Raw genomic sequence first — 19,024 nt, 5'->3', positions numbered from 1 at the left:
AAAAGCAAAATAAAATTCATACAACATATATATGTTGTATGAAATGTTGTAATGAGTTTTGCAGGAGCTTTCAGACATACTATGATAAACCGGAAAATGCCTCAATTTTCGTAGTATGATAAAGGCTTTTTATGCTGGTGATTATTGTTCCTTCGGTTGGTTTTTGACCAAATCCATATAGAAGTTGGCTAAGGTGGCATTCATATACGGAATAATCCACAGATATGCGATACAGCAGGAAAACAGTCCGAGCAAAAGCAGAGGAAGAAAGCTCAGCTCTATGTAAAACAGACGCCCCTTATGCCCCTTCATCATATGGCAGCTCATCTTCAGAAGCTCTTTCGCCGAATAATCGGGGAAATCCTGAAGCAAATAAAATGCCTGGGAAAGCAACAAGCTTACGAAGATTAAGATAACGCATCCGGCAATCAATGAAACGGACATGAGAAGCACCATGACAGCGCTGTTGCCGTTTAAATAAAGATACTGAAAGATTGCTGCCGGCGCTGTGCATAAGTAGGAAGCAAGGCTAAGCAGGAACTGGATGAGTATGGCTTTGTCGGGATGCAGGCGAAAACCGAAAAAAACGTCTCCTACGGAAACCTGCTGTCCACATGCGACCTTCAAATAAAAGAAAGCCTGACCTGAGGCGAATAGCCCTATAAATAAGCTGATGATGAAAGAAACCAAGTAGTAAATCACAGTATAAACGATAGAGCCTTGTGGTATCATGAAAACAGGAATGGTTGACATAACCAAAGAAATCGCTGATACGGTCACAAACGCCCCCACCGCAGTGGTATATTTTCCAAATAGCTGCTCTTTTGCCATGGCCTTCAATTCGGCAGAAGATTTATAATTGTTCATAGATTAAGTCTCCAATTCTAAGTCTGGTATTGGGCTAAGCCTGATAGGCTTTCATACTGCAAGATTTACGCTCATGCCCCGGTACTTCATAGCATCCGAAGACTTTAAATCTTGTTGGTAAGGATTCTCTTCATTATAATATTTGATCTGCGTAGAGGTGGTGCCTCCCGATACGTAGCTGCGTCCGCACTCAGGGCAGACAGAGGTATGTATAGAAACGTTGGCGGAAATCACCTTTCCGTTATTCTGAGCAGCATCCTTATATGCGTTGGATACATGTTCCTGTTCGTGAGAACGCACTGCGGAAGCAGCGGCCCTGGGAGAAATATGTGTAGCGCTTTTAAAAGATACCATTTCGTCGGAGCCGTCCTGATATTTCCGATTTTTACAGGTCTCACATTCCGCAGGCGAAGATTTCCTGCCCGGCGATATGACCTGAGATTCCCCGGAATTTAAAGTTATGCCCGAACCATTCTCTTCTGTACCATATCCTTTTATGCCATAAATATTAGAAGTTCCGCTTATCGAATTTATCCCCGTCATAATCGATCTCCTTTCAACTATTAAATCCGCCGATAAAATCGCCTACAATATCCTCCAAAGAGTCACCGAATACATCTTCCGAATCTATTCCGTAAATTTGTTCATACATCTGGTCATACTGCCTTGCGGTTCGCGTTAAAATATCCGGATTGTTCAAAATGAAGATAAAGGAGCTGACGATTACTGCCACATTTATAGCAAGACCTGCGATTCCGCAAATAATGCCGGCCCTGGCATATTTTGCAAGCTTTGCAGCTTGGCCCTTGGATAAAAGGGCGAATAAAATAGCGAGGCTTCCGAAAATAAAAGGAAAATATATCGTCATCATAAATGCCGTTACAATAGAAATAGCGCCGAGAAACAATGCTGCTCCGGCGAGACTTTCGCCCCCCTGCTTAACCGGCGGTCTGTAAGGATATCCTTGGGGAGTACGTCCCTGATTGGAATTATTAAAGTCCATAAAAAAACCTCCTAAATATACATTTTCATTGTAACACTTAATAATTGATAATACAATCTTGAAAATTACACGCTTTATCATCTATAATAAACATATTAATTCTGAATGGAGCAAGCTATGGATATTATTTTAAAGTTAAAAGATGAACTTAAGGTGGAAAAATGGCAGGTAGAAGCTGCTGTCAAATTGATTGACGAAGGGAACACCATCCCTTTCATATCCAGATATCGCAAGGAGGTAACCGGTTCCCTTAACGACGAGGTACTGCGCGATCTGCACGAGAGACTTATCTACCTGCGCAACCTGGAGGAAAAGAAGGAGCAGGTAATCGGAAGCATAGGAGAACAAGGCAAGCTGACGGAGGAATTGAAGGAGAAGATTCTTGCGGCGGAAACCCTTGTTGTTGTGGAGGACCTGTATCGCCCTTATCGCCCCAAGAGGAAGACGAGGGCCAGTGTGGCGAAGGAGAAGGGGCTTGAGGAATTGGCAAAGTGGATTCTTGCCCAGAATGGTGAAACCTCTTTGGAGGAGGAAGCAGCCAAGTATGTGAACGAGGAAAAAGAAGTGAAGGATATTTCCGAAGCGATACAAGGTGCCAAGGATATCATCGCTGAGAGTATTTCTGATGAAGCAGATTACCGTATTTATATTCGTGATATTACGATGGAAGAGGGCACCATTACCAGCACTGCCAAAAATGAAAAAGCGGAAAGCGTGTACGAGATGTATTACGACTACGACGAGCCTCTTAAGAAAGCGGCAGGCCATCGTATTCTCGCCTTAAATCGAGGTGAGAGCGAGAAGGTGCTTACGGTGAAGGTGGTGGCACCCGAAGAGCGCATCTTACAATTTCTGGCGAAAAAGGTCATTATCTCCGAGAATCCGGTTACAAAGCCTGTTCTTATGGAGGTTATTGACGATAGCTATCGCCGTCTGATCGCTCCGGCAATCGAGAGAGAGATAAGAAATGACCTTACGGAAAAAGCGGAGGACGGAGCGATTTCCGTATTCGGTAAGAATCTGGAACAGCTTCTCATGCAGCCTCCTATTGCAGGAAAAGTAGTGCTGGGTTGGGATCCGGCCTTTCGTACCGGCTGTAAGCTGGCGGTAGTGGACGAGACGGGAAAGGTGCTGGAGACCAAGGTCATTTACCCTACGGCACCTCAGAATAAGGTAGAAGAAGCGAAAAAGGAGCTTAAAAGACTCATTAAGAAATATGGAATAGCCCTGATTTCCGTAGGAAACGGTACCGCTTCCAGAGAGTCGGAGCAAGTGATTGTAGGGCTTATAAAGGAACTGGACACTCCGGTACAGTATGTCATCGTCAACGAGGCAGGAGCTTCCGTATACTCCGCGAGTAAGCTGGCTACCGAGGAATTCCCGAATTTCGATGTAGGCCAAAGGAGTTCGGCATCCATCGCGCGGAGGCTGCAGGACCCGCTTGCAGAGTTGGTAAAAATTGATCCGAAATCGATCGGAGTAGGGCAGTATCAGCACGATATGAATCAGAAGAAGCTAAGCGATGCTTTGAGCGGAGTGGTGGAGGATTGTGTGAACAAGGTGGGTGTAGACTTGAATACCGCTTCTGCCTCCCTGCTGGAATACATTTCCGGAATTACTAAGGTAATCGCCAGGAACATCGTAGATTATAGGGAGAATAACGGACGCTTTACCAACAGAAAGCAGCTTTTGAAGGTGGCTAAGCTGGGCCCGAAGGCCTACGAACAGTGCGCGGGCTTCATGCGTATTTTAGACGGAGAGAACCCTCTGGATGCTACCAGTGTGCACCCTGAGTCCTATGAGGCGGCGATGAAGCTTTTGACCAAGCTGGGGCTTACAATGGAAGATGTGAAAGAAGCCCAGAAGAAAGCGGCATCTGAAAAAGGAAAGGTGAAAAAGGAAACACCGAAGCAGGAAAGACAACCGAAGCAGAACAAAGTAATGATTCGAAATACTGATACCGCTATGGGAAAAGCCCTTGCGGCAGCAATGGGCGGCGTAGCCCTTCAGGAAGCGCCCGGCAAAAAAACGGAGGAGAAGAATACGCCTCAGGCACAAAATAGCAGTTCCCTGGAGAAAAAGGTAAAGGACAAGGAAAAAACTGCGCAGGAGCTTGGAATTGGGGAAATTACGCTGACGGATATTTTGAAGGAATTGGAAAAGCCTGCAAGAGACCCTCGTGAGAACATGCCTGCTCCCATTTTGCGGCATGACGTATTGGATATGAAGGATTTGAAGCCCGGCATGATTTTGAAAGGAACGGTGCGCAATGTTATTGATTTTGGCGTTTTTGTAGACATCGGTGTACATCAGGACGGACTCGTACACATTTCCCAGATTACGGACAGATTCATCAAGCACCCGTTAGAGGCGGTAAGCGTAGGAGATGTGGTGGACGTGCAGGTGATTTCCGTAGAGGTTCCCAAGAAGAGGATTTCCTTAACGATGAAAATCAATAAGGGCAATAAATAAGTTACTGTTCACACAGTAGCTTAACACTTGCTGTTAAGCTGCGTAAGAACGTGATGCAAGAGATGGTTTTTGCTTCGCGGAGCGAATTTAAATGCAAAAAGTTTGCATTGCAGAAATCATGCGTTACTGAGAACGGAGTGAACAGTAACATAAATAATATCTTGACAAAGATAATCTTCGGACATATGATAAGTAAGAAACAAGTAAAGAGAGAAAATTCTTCGGGGTTGGGTGAAGCGAAGCAGTTCGTCATTCCCTACCGGCGGTAACAGTCCGCGACCCGTTTTGATGTATATCGAAGCGGTTGATTTGGTGCAATTCCAAAACCGACAGTAAAGTCTGGATGAGAGAAGAAATGTAAGAAACATATCGAATAGCGATTTATCGTTATGAGAATGGACATTACAGATTATTACCCCGAATCATTACGATTCGGGGTTTTTTGTCGAAAAGATATGTTTTTCGGCTGGAAGAATTTTCCCTATGAACCCGGTGCAGACTAACAATAGAAATCTGTGCTGATTTTAGGAGGAAGAAATGAAAGAGTTAATGACTGCGGTAACTGAAAATTTGATTTTCGTAGCAGAATTTCTTGGCATTGTGGCACTTATGTTCGCATTAGCTTATGCTTACGAGAAGGTGGTGATGAAAAAGAGCGGCGACACGGGACGCATTTTTTCCACCCGTAAGGTGGCGATGATAGGTATGTTCTCGGCAATAGCTGTGATACTTATGCTGTTAGAAATCCCCTTGTTCTTCGCACCGGGCTTTTATAAGCTGGATTTTAGCGAGATTCCGGTACTGATAGGAGCTTTTGCCTTCGGGCCTATGGCGGGAGTGACCATCGAATTTTGTAAAATATTGCTGGAGCTTTTACTAAAAGGAACGACTACAGCATTCGTAGGAGAGCTTGCCAACTTCATTATCGGGTGCAGCTTTGTGCTTCCCGCTTCTATCATTTACCTGCATAGGAAGACGAAGAAGACGGCGCTTATAGGCTCGGTAACAGGTACTGTATGCATGACGGTTTTTGGAACCGCCTTTAATGCTATTTATTTGCTTCCCAAATTCGCCCAGCTATACGGAATGCCATTAGACACCATCGTGCAGATGGGAACAGCAGTGAATCCTGCCATTAATAGTGTTACCACTCTCGTAATATTTGCAGTAGCGCCCCTGAATATCATAAAGGGAGCCAGCGTTTCTGCGATAACGGTACTTATTTATAAAAAGCTCAGTCCTATTTTGAAAGAAGGCCATAGGAAGACGGAAGTTAGAAAGGCAACAAAAATATAATAAAAAAATTGAAGAAAAATCCCCCGTTGTTTCGTTATAATTAAAGAATAAGGAACGGCGGGGGATTTTGTACTGTAATAGGGAAGTGCGCCTATTACAGTACCGATGGATGCGCAGCTACGCGCGCGGAACAAAAGCTGTGCTGCCAGAGTATTTGGCTGTAAAAGTGTGTGAGCACACTTTGGTTCATAAATATTTAGAAAAAATTAAGGTTATCGATGTGGAAATATCAGAAATATTAACTATAATTAAATGGTAAATTATAGTTGACAAATAATATAAAATAGATTATTGTATTAGACAAGTAATACAGTAATACAAAACCGCATTTTTGCAGGAGGGTAATAAATGAGTGCATTGGTTGATATTCGGGATATGTGTAAGGTGTACAATCCCGGAGAAAATGAAGTAAGGGCACTTGACCATGTGAATCTGACCATTAATGAAAATGAATTTGTCGCAATCATCGGGCAGTCGGGATCGGGCAAATCTACGTTGATGAATATGCTGGGGTGTCTGGATATACCTACCAGCGGTAGTTATTTTTTACATGATCAGGATGTATCGCATTTGAGCGACGATGAGCTTTCTGATATCAGGAATAAGGAAATCGGCTTCATTTTTCAGGGATTTAATCTGATACAGAATTTAACGGCAATAGAAAATGTGGAGCTGCCGCTGATTTATAGAGGCATTTCCAAGAAGGAAAGGACGAAGATGTCGGAGACTGCGCTTCAAAAGGTGGGGTTGGAGAACCGTAAGACGCACAAGCCTTCGGAGATGTCCGGCGGGCAGCAGCAGAGAGTCGCTATAGCGAGAGCGATTGCGCAGGCGCCCCCTGTAGTGCTGGCCGATGAGCCGACCGGTAATCTGGATACTGCCTCCAGTAAGGAGATCATGCAGATTTTAAAAGGTCTTCATGCGGAGGGGCGCACGATAATCCTGATTACTCATGATAACGATATTGCAGCGCAGGCAGAACGCGTAATAAAAATAATGGACGGATCGATCGTTCACGATTCCGCCGGGAAAAATGAGTAGAGAACACTTATCGAGTAGCGAACACTCATTGAGTGGAGAATACTTATCGAGTAAAGGACACTCATAAAATAGATGACACTTATCAAGCAAAGAATGTTCATAGAGAGAATGAAGAAGAGGGAGAATGTTATAACAATGAATCTGGAAGAAAATAAGGACTTGACTAAGAAGCAGGAAAAAGAGCAGAAAAAAGAACAGAAGAAATTAGAAAGGGCGGAGAAGAAGCAAAATAAGACGCCCATGGATGCGGCCAAAAAGAAAAAAGTAATTAGGAGAAGTATCATTGGCGTTGTTGCCGGTGTACTCGTACTTTTTATTGTTATATCTAATATCGCGGCAGCGAACACGAAACCCGTAGTATACACTGCACAGGTATCCAAAGGAGATATAGCGCAGACGTTAAGCACCAGCGGAACAGTAACTTCCGAGGAGACGAAGACTTATTTTGCGCCTATCAGCGTGAAGGTTGGCGAGATTAATGTTGCAGCAGGAGGAACCGTACAGAAGGGGGAACCTGTTATTACATACGATCAAACAGCTCTTATGAATGAGAAGAAGACAACGGAGCTTAAGCTGCAGGCCAGCGAAGGCAGCTACAATAGCTCTGTGCAGAAGAATATGGAAAGTATCGGAGATTTAGGCGAAGCGAATGTGAACCTCGATGTTTTGGAGCAGCAGATTACCGATATCGATAATTATATCAAAGAGCTTCAGCAAAAAGTGAATGACAAGAAGGCAGCCCTGGCTTATGAAGGCTCCCTGCTTCAAATATCTCTTATCGACTGGGCCGACAAGCCGGATTCCGATGAATATGAGAATCTCCAGAAGCTTGTCCAAACGAACAATTATGAGCAGACCAATAATAAAGACATCCGCGCTTGGCAGGATGAAATTACCAAATATACAGATATGCTCAGTAACTGCAAAGAATATAAAGCCGAAATGAAATCACAGAAGACCTCCGCAGACGGCACGAAGCTGAATGAAGGCGGCAAAGAGGAACTGGAGGCGAATGTCCAGATGCAGAGTATCAGTTCCCAGACTGCATTGGATTCCATTAATGAGGTCGAGAACGGTGTATTGGCAGAGTTTAACGGTGTTGTAACCGAGATGAACGTGGTGGAAGGTGCGACACCTGCAGTAGGAACGCAGTTATTTAAGCTGGAAAGCACGGACGATATAAAAGTAACTATAGAAGTAACGAAATATGATTTGGAGAAACTCTCCGCAGGGCAGAAGGCGGTAGTTACCATCGCAGGAAGTAAATATGACGGCGAAGTGAGCAAGATCAATAAGATGGCCACGAAGAACAACAGCGGCGCTGCAGTAGTAAGCGCAGATATTAAGATTCTGAACCCTGATGAAAAAATATTCCTCGGAGTAGAGGCCAAGATTGCTGTCGATACAGCAAAGGTAGAGCAGACATTGATTGTTCCCGCGAGCGCAGTGAATACGGATGTGGATGGCGATTTCGTATATGCGGTGGAAGACGGATTTGTCGTTAGAAAACCTGTAACCACGGGAATTTCAGATAGTATGAATATAGAGATTACGGAAGGTCTGGAGGAGGGCGCTCAGGTAATGACCGAGGTATCCGCGGGAATCACAGAGGGAATGGCAGTATCGGCGGTACCGCAAGAATAAAGGAGAGCGAAGATGACACAGGTATTGGAATATGTTAAGATTGCTCTCATGAATATTAAGAGCAATAAAGGCCGCTCTTTCCTTACGATGCTCGGTATTATCATTGGTATCTCTTCTGTTATCATGGTCATGGCCATAGGTAACGGAGTAAGGGGGCAGGTAAATGACGAACTGGAAAGCTTAGGAGGCGGGCAGATCGCGATTTATGTGGACAGTGCAAAGAAGGAAACAACGGTCGCCTTCACTCAGGATGATTTTGATTTAATTATGGGTGAGGTAGATCATGTAAAGGCGGTAACCGCAAGCTATAATGCTTACGGAACGGCAGAAGGCCCCAAAGGAGATTTCGATGCTACTCTTTCGGGCGGTAACGAAGGTCTTCAGTATGCTTCTTCGGACCCGATAGTCAAGGGAAAGTATTTTTCCAAGGGGGATGCGGAAAGCGGAAATAAAGTGTGTGTTATCACAGAAAACAGTGCGATTACACTATTTGGCACAACGGACGTTATAGGAATGAGTTTCGATGTGACGCTGTATGGAATTACGCAGGAGCTTACAATTGTGGGAATCAGACAGGACAATGCCTCCAGCATTGTAAACATGATGATGGGCGAGCCCTCCCTTCAAGTAGAGGTTCCGTTGACGGTGTTGGGCTATAATTACGGCTATTGGATAGAAGATTTCAGTCAGTTTTATATTGTTGCAGAGAGTTCGGAATATTCCGCGGATGTAGCCAAGGAAGCAGTGAATATACTGGAAAATAAGTATAACGTACGCGGTGAAAGCCAGATTTTGGTACAGAGCTTTACGGATTTAAGCTCGCAGTTCGACAGCATTCTGGGTGTCATTACCATATTTATTTCCTTCGTGGCAGCAATTTCACTTCTCGTAGGAGGCATCGGAGTTATGAATATCATGCTGGTATCCGTAACGGAACGTACAAGAGAAATCGGTATAAGAAAGGCACTGGGTGCGAGAACGGGTTCCATTCTTCTGCAGTTTTTAGCAGAAGCGGGAATCATCACCTTGATGGGTGGCGTGATCGGCATCTTGCTCGGTATACTCGGAGCGAACATTGTTTGCGCAATTGCCGGAATTACAGCGAGAACTCAAATATCTACAATTCTGGGCGCAACCGTATTCTCTTCGGCGGTAGGTCTTTTCTTCGGTATCTATCCGGCAAAAAAAGCAGCGAAGTTAAGTCCTATAGAAGCGCTGCGTCACGAATAACCGAGAAGAAATGGAACGGTATTAAACAAGGGGCATAGCGATTGCCTTTGATGTTACCCGGTTTAGACCATCCGCCGGGGAGTTTGGATAAGGGCTTGCACTTTAAGCGAATTTCAGTATAATAAAATAATGAATGGTAAGGCACCTGCCATAGCAGGTGCTTGTTTATGTAATGGGAAAGTGCTCCTATTACATAACTATGGATGCGCAGCTACGCGCGGAATAAAAGTTATGCTGCCAAAGAATTCGACTTCGGAAATGACAAAAGCATACCTTTGTTCGAATATGAAATCGGTAAAATGCAATTTTGCCGCTGATGAGAGGAAGGAGCAGAGCTATTCAGATGAAAGTGGATTCGTTCAGTGCGAAAGAGACCTTTGCTCTCGGGCAGCAGATAGGGGAGGCAGCAGAGCCGGGAGAGGTCTATACCCTGGTAGGCGATTTGGGAGTAGGGAAGACCGTTTTTACCCAAGGAGTCGCGAAGGGGCTGGGGATACAAGAGCCGGTAAACAGTCCGACCTTCACTATTTTGCAAGTATATGAAGAAGGCAGGCTTCCCTTTTATCATTTCGACGTCTACCGCATCGGTGATGTGGAGGAGATGGATGAAATCGGCTATGAGGATTATTTTTACGGAGACGGCATATGCTTTATAGAATGGGCGAACCTTATTGAGGAGATATTGCCGCAGCGTTATAAAGAGATCACGATATGCAAGGATTTACAGAAAGGTCTGGATTATCGCTTGATTACAATAGAAGAAAAAGAAAGAAGCGCACAATGAAAATATTAGCTTTGGACAGTTCCGGGCTGGTGGCCTCCGTCGCAATAGTGGAGGACGATGACCTGATTGCGGAATATGACATTCAATATAAAAAGACCCATTCGCAGACGCTTTTGCCGATGCTGGATGAAATAAAGAAAATGATAGATTTGGATATGTCTGCGTTGGATGCGGTGGCTCTTGCCGCAGGGCCGGGTTCTTTTACCGGACTCAGAATCGGCTCGGCTACGGCGAAAGGCCTGGGGCTTGCCCTTGGCATACCGCTCATTGAGATTCCTACTTTAGAAGGTCTGGCGTACAATTTGTACGGGGCAAGAGAATATATCTGCCCGATTATGGATGCCAGAAGGGGGCAGGTATACACGGGGGTTTATGAATTTATAAAAAATGAGGATTTAGAGAAAGATGGCTATCGGCTGCAAGAAGTAGAGTCTCAGTGCGCAGTGGGAATTGAGGAAATTGCAGCAAGGCTGAATCGTTTGGGGAAGGAAGTCATATTTTTAGGAGATGGAGTACCCGTATTCAGAGAACAGCTTAGGCTCTTAATGGAGGTTCCCTACCACTTTGCGCCGGCACACTTAAACAGACAGCGGGCGGCATCGGTAGCGGCGATTGGTGGCATTTATTATAAGTCGGGTAAAATCGTGGATGCAAGGGATCATGCTCCTATCTATCTCCGGCTGTCTCAGGCAGAGAGGGAGCGGAGTGAAAAAGAGCATGAAAGCAAGAGTGAAAAATGAATTTTCGTTTTCCATGATTTGTATGCGTGTTAAAGCATGCAGATGGGATCCAAGAATGAAAAAAAATAAAAATTACAAATAGTAAGTGAGTAAGAGGGATTTCCGGTTTGATTATAGTAAGGCGGATGGAAGAAAAAGATATACTCCGGGCAGAAGAATTGGAAAAGGATAATTTTTCCGAGCCATGGTCACAAAAGGCTTTTCGGGAGACGATACATCTGGATTATGCCTATTATTTTGTGGCAGAGGAGGGTGAGTCGGTCATAGGAATTTGTGGACTTAGGAATATTGCGGGAGAAGGAGAAATCACCAATGTGGTGGTGGACAAAAACTACAGGAAGCAAGGAATTGCCGAAATGCTTCTCGAAAAAGCGTTGGATGAGGGCAGGATGCATGGCATCGAGGCGTTCACCTTGGAGGTCAGAGCGGGAAACGAGCCTGCTATTCGTTTGTATAAAAAGCTTGGTTTTGAAAGTGAAGGCATTCGAAAAAATTTTTATGAAATGCCGAAAGAAGATGCCCTGATCATGTGGAAAAGATAGGAAAGGCACGAAACAATTACCACTGTTTTTGCCTTATGGATTCATGTATAATTACAGATATAGAACGATGGATTTAGTACATCTTGGGAGGATGAGACTATGCGTAAATATCTGGATGAAAAAAAGACGGAGCTTTCAGCCGTTATTTGTAATCATTGTAAAAAAGAATTATTGGTAGAAAATGGAATTTTAAAAGAAGGATGTCTGGAAATCAACGCTTCTTTTGGATATTTCAGCAAAAAGGACGGGCAAAATCACAGCTTCGATTTGTGCGAAGACTGTTACGATGCAATGATTGCCAAGTTCAGGATACCGGTGGATTGTACAGATATTAAAGAATTTCTATGAGTGTTTTATACTCATTATCGCACTGTCTGGAAACCGTTGCTCCGATTCTGAACGAGGCGTCAGGATAGGAGTGTTCATGTTAGATGTTTGTTTGTTAGGAACTGGAGGAATGATGCCGCTTCCTCATAGATGGCTGACTTCCTTAATGGTAAGGTATAATGGAAAAAGTATATTGATTGATTGCGGGGAAGGAACGCAGATTGCCATGAAGGAAAAGGGCTGGAGCCCAAAGCCTATTGACATTATCTGTTTTACCCACTATCATGCGGATCATATTAGCGGACTGCCGGGAATGCTTCTCACTATGGGAAATGCGGAACGGACAGAGCCGCTTCTTTTAGTGGGACCGAAGGGATTGACCCGCGTAGTGTCGGCGCTGCGGGTAATTGCACCGGAATTGCCCTTTGAAATAGAGTGTATGGAGTTGACGGAGCCGGAGCAGAGCATTGAGCTGGATGGCTTCCGGATAGAAGCTTTTCGCGTCAATCATAATGTGATATGCTATGGATACAGCATCTCAATCAATCGTATCGGGAAATTCCATTTGGAAAAGGCGATGGAGCTTAACATCGACAGAAGGTATTGGAATCGTCTGCAAAAAGGAGAATGCGTGGAAGTGGATGGACAAACCTATACTCCTGATATGGTATTAGGTGCCGCGAGAAAGGGCCTTAAGGTGACCTATTGTACGGATACCAGACCTACGGAAAGCATCGTGCGAAACGCAGCGGGGGCCGACCTTTTTATTTGTGAAGGAATGTACGGAGAACCGGACAAAAAAGAAAAGGCGAAAGAATATAAGCATATGACCTTTTATGAGGCGGCCGAACTGGCTAAGGAAGCGGATGTGGGACAGATGTGGCTGACCCATTACAGCCCGTCGCTTGTACGGGCGGAGGAGTTTATGGACGCCGTAAGAAAGATTTTCCCGCGTGCCGTTGCAGGCAAGGACGGCAAGACCATAGAGCTTATGTTTGAGGAAGATTAGAACTTGAGTGAAGGAGGTGCGCATGGGGAGGCCTAATAATAAAAAGAAAAATGGACAAAAAAGCATAGGCAAGACAATAATAATAGGAATCATTCTTGTGGCACTTTTGGTAAGCTTTTATTATTATGTGTCTGCCAAGGCGGATCGGGATAAGGCGAAAGAAAGTGATAAGGTTACGAAGACTGAGCAAATGCTTCAATACGATTTCGATAAGAAATATCCGCCGTCGCCCAAAGAGGTAGTAAAGTATTACAGCGAGATTACCCGGTGTTTTTATAATGAAGAGAACTCGGAAGAAGATATTTATGCGCTGGCCATGCAGATCCAGAAGCTTTATGATGAGGAGTTGACAGGAAATCAGACGGAGGAAGAGTACCTAGAGAAATTGAAAGTTGAAATCGCCTCCATGAAGCAAAACGGACTCATCATTTCCAGTTACTCCATTTCTTCTAGTACAGATGTGGAATACTATACTGAGGACGGCCATGAATGGGCTAGCTTATACTGCGTATACGGCATCCGGAAGGGAACGGCCGTAAGGAACAGCAACGAAAAGTTTCTGCTTCGAAAGGATGAAACGGGCCACTGGAAAATATACGGCTGGACATTGGCTGATAATTGATGATAGAGGATATGGCTCTAAGTGTGAAAAGAAATTCTAAGATGATAAAGTACATCATCTAAGGATTTCTATAGTTTCAAGTGTGAAAAGAAATTCTAAGATGATAAAATACATCATCTAAGAATTTCTATAGTTTCACACGGAAGAAGCATCTCTGAGCCTTCTTCATGGATTGTTTGTGCCGCAGCGCGGCATGTTTACAAGGTTGAAAGGAGCGTGAACATAAGGATGAGCAATGAAATAAAAAGCGATAGGGATGTGCTGATTCTTGCAATCGAAAGTTCTTGTGATGAGACGGCGGCTTCCGTCGTTAAAAATGGCAGGGAGGTACTCTCTGACGTCATTTATTCTCAGATAGCGCTTCACACGGTGTACGGCGGAGTCGTGCCTGAGATTGCGTCTCGCAAGCACATCGAGAAAGTCAATCAGGTAATTGAGCAGGCACTTTCGGAGGCGGGAGCAGAACTGACAAATATAGATGCGATAGCTGTTACTTACGGGCCGGGGCTTGTAGGCGCGCTTTTAGTAGGAGTGTCGGCGGCAAAGGCTATCAGCTTCGCCTCAGGTATTCCGTTAATCGGAGTACATCATATTGAGGGGCATATCAGTGCAAACTTCATTGAAAACAAGGAATTGGAACCTCCCTTTATTTGCCTGGTCGTATCCGGCGGACACTCTCACCTGGTAGTGGTGAAGTCTTATGGCGAATACGAAATCATAGGGCGGACGAGAGACGATGCCGCTGGAGAAGCCTTTGATAAAGTGGCGCGCGCCATAGGGCTTGGATATCCGGGCGGCCCTAAAATCGATAAGGCAGCAAGGGAAGGTAACCCGGAAGCAATTCGTTTTCCCCGGGCGAAGGTGGAAGGATCAGAATACGACTTCAGTTTCAGCGGCTTAAAATCGGCGGTGCTGAATTATCTGAATTCCTGTGAAATGAAGGGAGAGGAGATAAACGTCTCGGATGTTGCGGCCTCTTTCCAGAAAGCAGTTATAGACGTGCTGGTAGAGCATTCCCTTGCCGCAGTCAAAGAATATGGATACGATAAATTCGCTATTGCAGGCGGAGTAGCATCCAACAGCGCGCTCAGGGGAGCTTTGGAGAAGGAATGCGCAAAAAGAGGCGTTGCATTTTATTCGCCTTCTCCTATATTCTGTACAGATAACGCAGCGATGATTGGTGTGGCCGGTTACTATGATTATATAAGAGGAATTAGGCACGGTTACGATTTAAACGCGGTACCGAACCTGAAATTGGGTGAGAGAATTTAGCGAGAGGGATTAAATTTGAAGACGAAATGTGCAGCAGTCGTATTGGCAGCCGGGCAGGGAAAGCGAATGAACAGCAGCGTGCCCAAGCAATACCTTTGCATCAAGGATAAGCCGGTACTTTATTATTCCCTGAAAGTTTTTCAGGAGAGCTTCATAGATGAAATCGTGCTGGTAACGGCGGAAAGCGATATTGAATATTGTAAAAAAGAAATTGTGGAAAAATATGGATTCCATAAGGTTTCCCATATAACTGCAGGCGGCAGGGAGAGATACCATTCCGTCTTTTCTGGAATAGAAGCGGCAGGTGAATGCAGCTATATTTTCATTCACGACGGGGCCAGACCTTTTGTGACGGAAGAAATTTTAGAGCGTGCTTACGCAAGCGTCAGTGAATATGACGCGTGTGTCATAGGTATGCCCTCAAAGGATACTGTTAAATTAGCGGATAAAAATGGCTTTGCCTCTACGACGCCGAAGCGGGATTTCGTATGGACGGTGCAAACTCCTCAAGTGTTTTCCGCGTCTTTAATAAAAGAAGCCTACGGCATTTTGATTCGGGACGAGAAGCGCCTTCTGGCAGAGGGAATGAATATTACCGATGATGCTATGGTTGTGGAGACTTTTACAGATACAAAGGTAAAGCTTGTGAAAGGGAGTTATGAAAATATAAAAATCACAACTCCTGAGGACTTAAAAATAGCGGAAGCCTTTTTGGATAAAGCCGGTAAATAGCGCCTTAAGAACGAGGGCTAAAAATCTTTTAAGAAAAGTTGTGAAAAGTTGTTGACACAGCACTCCTTTTTTGCTAGAATAATTTTTGCGCTGCTGAGCGGTGCACGAACATGGAGAGGTATCGAAGTGGTCATAACGAGGCGGTCTTGAAAACCGTTTGTCCGCAAGGGCGCGTGGGTTCGAATCCCACCCTCTCCGCTGGAGATACCTTCTCCGCCGAACATGTTGTCAGTAAACGGATAACATTATAAACCGCATAAGAAGTAACAAGAAAACAATCGTTATCTTATGCGATATCAGCTTTTATTTGGAGAAGTACCCAAGATGGCTGAAGGGACACCCCTGGAAAGGGTGCAGGTCGTTAATAGCGGCGCGAGGGTTCAAATCCCTCCTTCTCCGTACCGTATTTATTATTCATGCGGTTGGTAATTTTTCAAAGAAAATTGCCTGAAATGAACCTTGACAAGTAAACAGTAATACAACCCTGAAAATTCTGAAATACCTGCACGGCTCGAAAGAGCAAGTAGCAGGAAATGAATGAAAATTCAGAGAACGGCATCCGAAAGGATGCAACCTAAAAAAACAGTAAAGAAGTCGTAACGAGTAGAGAACACTCGCATCGGAGTCCGTAAGGAACAAAGATGATGACTACGGGAAAAGATTAGCCAATGTTAATCTTGGATCGGAGAGAACTTTTCAACATGAGAGTTTGATCCTGGCTCAGGATGAACGCTGGCGGCGTGCCTAACACATGCAAGTCGAACGGAGTAATTAAGCGGAAGTCTTCGGATGGAAGCTTAGCTACTTAGTGGCGGACGGGTGAGTAACGCGTGGGCAACCTGCCCTGTACCGGGGGATAACACTTAGAAATAGGTGCTAATACCGCATAAGCGCACGGTCTCGCATGAGACAGTGTGAAAAACTCCGGTGGTACAGGATGGACCCGCGTCTGATTAGCTAGTTGGTGGGGTAGAGGCCTACCAAGGCGACGATCAGTAGCCGGCCTGAGAGGGTGACCGGCCACATTGGGACTGAGACACGGCCCAAACTCCTACGGGAGGCAGCAGTGGGGAATATTGCACAATGGGGGAAACCCTGATGCAGCGACGCCGCGTGAGTGAAGAAGTATTTCGGTATGTAAAGCTCTATCAGCAGGGAAGAAAATGACGGTACCTGACTAAGAAGCCCCGGCTAACTACGTGCCAGCAGCCGCGGTAATACGTAGGGGGCAAGCGTTATCCGGATTTACTGGGTGTAAAGGGAGCGTAGACGGCAGGGCAAGTCTGAAGTGAAAGCCCGGGGCTCAACCCCGGGACTGCTTTGGAAACTGTCCGGCTGGAGTGCAGGAGAGGTAAGTGGAATTCCTAGTGTAGCGGTGAAATGCGTAGATATTAGGAGGAACACCAGTGGCGAAGGCGGCTTACTGGACTGTAACTGACGTTGAGGCTCGAAAGCGTGGGGAGCAAACAGGATTAGATACCCTGGTAGTCCACGCCGTAAACGATGATTACTAGGTGTCGGGGGCTATTAGACCTTCGGTGCCGCAGCAAACGCAATAAGTAATCCACCTGGGGAGTACGTTCGCAAGAATGAAACTCAAAGGAATTGACGGGGACCGCACAAGCGGTGGAGCATGTGGTTTAATTCGAAGCAACGCGAAGAACCTTACCAAGTCTTGACATCCCAATGACAGCATATGTAATGTATGTTCCCTTCGGGGCATTGGAGACAGGTGGTGCATGGTTGTCGTCAGCTCGTGTCGTGAGATGTTGGGTTAAGTCCCGCAACGAGCGCAACCCTTATCTTTAGTAGCCAGCAGTAAGATGGGAACTCTAGAGAGACTGCCGGGGATAACCCGGAGGAAGGTGGGGATGACGTCAAATCATCATGCCCCTTATGATTTGGCTACACACGTGCTACAATGGCGTGAACAGAGGGAAGCGAAGGGGTGACCTGGAGCAAATCCCAAAAAACACGTCTCAGTTCGGATTGTAGTCTGCAACTCGACTACATGAAGCTGGAATCGCTAGTAATCGCGAATCAGAATGTCGCGGTGAATACGTTCCCGGGTCTTGTACACACCGCCCGTCACACCATGGGAGTCGGAAATGCCCGAAGTCTGTGACCTAACCCGCAAGGGAGGAGCAGCCGAAGGCAGGTCTGATAACTGGGGTGAAGTCGTAACAAGGTAGCCGTATCGGAAGGTGCGGCTGGATCACCTCCTTTCTAAGGAAGAAGAAGTAAGGGTTGTATTACTGTTTAGCTGTTAAGGAAGTGGAATGGGTAATGAGTAAAGAACACTCATAACGAGTAGAGAACACTCGGAATGAGTAAGAGGACACTCATAATGAGTGAAAAATACTCATAGAACACTCAGGACGCTTAAGAAAGATAATATCCTGGAGGGCGAGAGCTTACAGAAGAAGTCAAGGAAGCTAAGAAAAGATTCTGGTGGCGATGCGCTTAGGGAGACACCCGTTCTCATCCCGAACACGAAGGTTAAGACTTAAGCGGCCGATGGTACTATGCTGGAGACGGCATGGGAGAGCAGGTGGCTGCCAGAATAAAACAAGTAAAAAAGAATAAAGAGCAAAGTGAAGGCTTAAAGACTTGACTTTGGGCTTATAGCTCAGCCGGTTAGAGCGCACGCCTGATAAGCGTGAGGTCGGTGGTTCGAGTCCACTTAAGCCCACTGGCGGATGCACGACTGTAGCTGCCAGAAACGGGGGCATAGCTCAGTTGGGAGAGCACCTGCCTTGCAAGCAGGGGGTCGAGAGTTCGAATCTCTCTGTCTCCATCGTCGAAGGACTGTAAAAAGTAAGACTACTCTTTCGGAGTAAGGACACTTGTAATCGTTACAGGAAAACGACGGAAAAAGGGAAGGAGCAAGCATTGTTCCTTGCGGAAAAGAACCGTACCTTGAAAACCGAATACCGAAAAACAATCAAGTATCAAAGACATCCGAGGTCCATCCGAAAGGGTGGCAACAAGTGGAAACACTTGTATTTATAAATGTTAGAGACAAAAGTCTGACGAAAGTCAGGCGCTGAACGAGTAAAGAACACTCGTAAGAGTGGAACTGCTCGTAGACAGCAGACCAGCCTGCGTTCCTCACGCTAGAGGAATGAGAACAGGTTAAGCAAGAAAGAGCACAGGGTGGATGCCTTGGCACTGAGAGCCGAAGAAAGACGTGATAAGCTGCGAAAAGCTGCGGGGAGGAGCAAATATCCTACGATCCGCAGATATCTGAATGGGGAAACCCACATAAGAAGACCTTATGTATCCCTACATGAATCCATAGTGTAGGGAAGGGAACCCGGTGAACTGAAACATCTAAGTAGCCGGAGAGAAGAAAAACAACAGTGATTTCCGAAGTAGCGGCGAGCGAACCGGAAGGAGCCCAAACCGGAGTGCGTGCACTCCGGGTTCGGACCGCATCAACT

The 19,024-nt window shown here is 45.5% G+C and carries 16 protein-coding genes, 4 tRNA genes, 3 rRNA genes and 1 riboswitch; of the genes, 20 read left to right on the top strand and 3 right to left on the bottom strand.

Annotated features, from left to right (window positions below; all coding sequences use genetic code 11):
- Positions 1-141 precede the first annotated feature (141 nt).
- From CC90_RS0111050 to CC90_RS23125, 3 genes are read right to left on the bottom strand one after another with little or no spacing between them, the layout of a single operon-like run.
- A complete protein-coding gene (locus CC90_RS0111050) occupies positions 142-867 on the bottom strand; it encodes a DUF975 family protein (protein ID WP_031390831.1) in 726 nt (241 codons plus the stop codon).
- A gap of 51 nt (positions 868-918) precedes the next feature.
- Positions 919-1,410 (bottom strand): hypothetical protein, encoded by a 492-nt coding sequence (locus CC90_RS0111045; protein WP_031390830.1) that lies wholly within the window; start codon positions 1,408-1,410, stop codon positions 919-921.
- A gap of 13 nt (positions 1,411-1,423) precedes the next feature.
- Complete coding sequence (locus tag CC90_RS23125; RefSeq protein WP_031390829.1) at positions 1,424-1,870, bottom strand: hypothetical protein; 447 nt, start codon at positions 1,868-1,870, stop codon at positions 1,424-1,426.
- Positions 1,871-1,987: 117 nt separating this feature from the next.
- Here CC90_RS23125 and CC90_RS0111035 point away from each other — a divergent pair, with 117 nt between their 5' ends.
- The 20 genes from CC90_RS0111035 to CC90_RS24395 all read left to right on the top strand — a co-directional run.
- Complete coding sequence (locus tag CC90_RS0111035; RefSeq protein WP_031390828.1) at positions 1,988-4,342, top strand: Tex family protein; 2,355 nt, start codon at positions 1,988-1,990, stop codon at positions 4,340-4,342.
- Positions 4,343-4,555: 213 nt separating this feature from the next.
- Positions 4,556-4,701: riboswitch (FMN riboswitch) on the top strand.
- A gap of 178 nt (positions 4,702-4,879) precedes the next feature.
- Positions 4,880-5,638 carry an ECF transporter S component gene (locus tag CC90_RS0111025; RefSeq protein WP_031390826.1) on the top strand — a complete coding sequence of 253 codons (759 nt, stop codon included), beginning with the start codon at positions 4,880-4,882 and terminating at the stop codon, positions 5,636-5,638.
- A 348-nt stretch (positions 5,639-5,986) separates the two neighbouring features.
- Entirely contained in the window at positions 5,987-6,679 is a 693-nt protein-coding gene (locus tag CC90_RS0111020; protein WP_031390825.1) for an ABC transporter ATP-binding protein, read from the top strand.
- Between the two features lie 72 nt (positions 6,680-6,751).
- The gene (locus CC90_RS23120; protein WP_031390824.1) at positions 6,752-8,323 is read left to right on the top strand and encodes an efflux RND transporter periplasmic adaptor subunit; all 1,572 of its coding nucleotides are present in this window, start codon (positions 6,752-6,754) and stop codon (positions 8,321-8,323) included.
- A gap of 12 nt (positions 8,324-8,335) precedes the next feature.
- Positions 8,336-9,553: an ABC transporter permease gene (locus CC90_RS0111010; RefSeq protein WP_031390823.1), complete on the top strand. Its 1,218-nt coding sequence runs from the start codon at positions 8,336-8,338 to the stop codon at positions 9,551-9,553.
- Between the two features lie 343 nt (positions 9,554-9,896).
- Positions 9,897-10,337, top strand: a complete 441-nt coding sequence (gene tsaE / locus CC90_RS0111005; protein ID WP_031390822.1) for a tRNA (adenosine(37)-N6)-threonylcarbamoyltransferase complex ATPase subunit type 1 TsaE — start codon at positions 9,897-9,899, stop codon at positions 10,335-10,337.
- Positions 10,334-11,077 carry a tRNA (adenosine(37)-N6)-threonylcarbamoyltransferase complex dimerization subunit type 1 TsaB gene (tsaB, locus tag CC90_RS0111000; RefSeq protein WP_031390821.1) on the top strand — a complete coding sequence of 248 codons (744 nt, stop codon included), beginning with the start codon at positions 10,334-10,336 and terminating at the stop codon, positions 11,075-11,077. Before tsaE ends, tsaB begins: the two co-directional genes overlap by 4 nt.
- A 107-nt stretch (positions 11,078-11,184) precedes the next feature.
- The gene (gene rimI / locus CC90_RS0110995) at positions 11,185-11,619 is read left to right on the top strand and encodes a ribosomal protein S18-alanine N-acetyltransferase (RefSeq protein WP_132038520.1); all 435 of its coding nucleotides are present in this window, start codon (positions 11,185-11,187) and stop codon (positions 11,617-11,619) included.
- 99 nt (positions 11,620-11,718) lie between these two features.
- Entirely contained in the window at positions 11,719-11,967 is a 249-nt protein-coding gene (locus CC90_RS0110990; RefSeq protein ID WP_031390819.1) for a hypothetical protein, read from the top strand.
- Between the two features lie 76 nt (positions 11,968-12,043).
- The gene (locus CC90_RS0110985; protein ID WP_031390818.1) at positions 12,044-12,955 is read left to right on the top strand and encodes a ribonuclease Z; all 912 of its coding nucleotides are present in this window, start codon (positions 12,044-12,046) and stop codon (positions 12,953-12,955) included.
- A 22-nt stretch (positions 12,956-12,977) separates the two neighbouring features.
- The gene (locus tag CC90_RS0110980) at positions 12,978-13,577 is read left to right on the top strand and encodes a DUF6715 family protein (RefSeq protein ID WP_031390817.1); all 600 of its coding nucleotides are present in this window, start codon (positions 12,978-12,980) and stop codon (positions 13,575-13,577) included.
- 228 nt (positions 13,578-13,805) lie between these two features.
- Positions 13,806-14,849, top strand: a complete 1,044-nt coding sequence (gene tsaD / locus CC90_RS0110975) for a tRNA (adenosine(37)-N6)-threonylcarbamoyltransferase complex transferase subunit TsaD (protein WP_031390816.1) — start codon at positions 13,806-13,808, stop codon at positions 14,847-14,849.
- A gap of 15 nt (positions 14,850-14,864) precedes the next feature.
- Positions 14,865-15,581, top strand: a complete 717-nt coding sequence (ispD, locus tag CC90_RS0110970; RefSeq protein WP_031390815.1) for a 2-C-methyl-D-erythritol 4-phosphate cytidylyltransferase — start codon at positions 14,865-14,867, stop codon at positions 15,579-15,581.
- A 112-nt stretch (positions 15,582-15,693) separates the two neighbouring features.
- Positions 15,694-15,779: transfer RNA gene (locus CC90_RS0110965), tRNA-Ser, on the top strand.
- A 111-nt stretch (positions 15,780-15,890) separates the two neighbouring features.
- A tRNA-Ser gene (locus CC90_RS0110960) sits at positions 15,891-15,980 on the top strand.
- A gap of 298 nt (positions 15,981-16,278) precedes the next feature.
- Positions 16,279-17,807: ribosomal RNA gene (locus CC90_RS0110955) — 16S ribosomal RNA — on the top strand.
- A gap of 221 nt (positions 17,808-18,028) precedes the next feature.
- Positions 18,029-18,145: ribosomal RNA gene (rrf, locus tag CC90_RS0110950) — 5S ribosomal RNA — on the top strand.
- 54 nt (positions 18,146-18,199) lie between these two features.
- A tRNA-Ile gene (locus CC90_RS0110945) sits at positions 18,200-18,273 on the top strand.
- A gap of 32 nt (positions 18,274-18,305) precedes the next feature.
- Positions 18,306-18,378, top strand: a tRNA-Ala gene (locus CC90_RS0110940).
- 336 nt (positions 18,379-18,714) lie between these two features.
- Positions 18,715-19,024: ribosomal RNA gene (locus CC90_RS24395) — 23S ribosomal RNA — on the top strand; the annotation flags it as partial.

Source organism: Kineothrix alysoides (genome assembly GCF_000732725.1).
In the GTDB taxonomy this organism is placed as follows: Bacteria; Bacillota; Clostridia; order Lachnospirales; family Lachnospiraceae; genus Kineothrix; species Kineothrix alysoides.
This window is presented reverse-complemented; position numbering and strand designations above follow the sequence as displayed.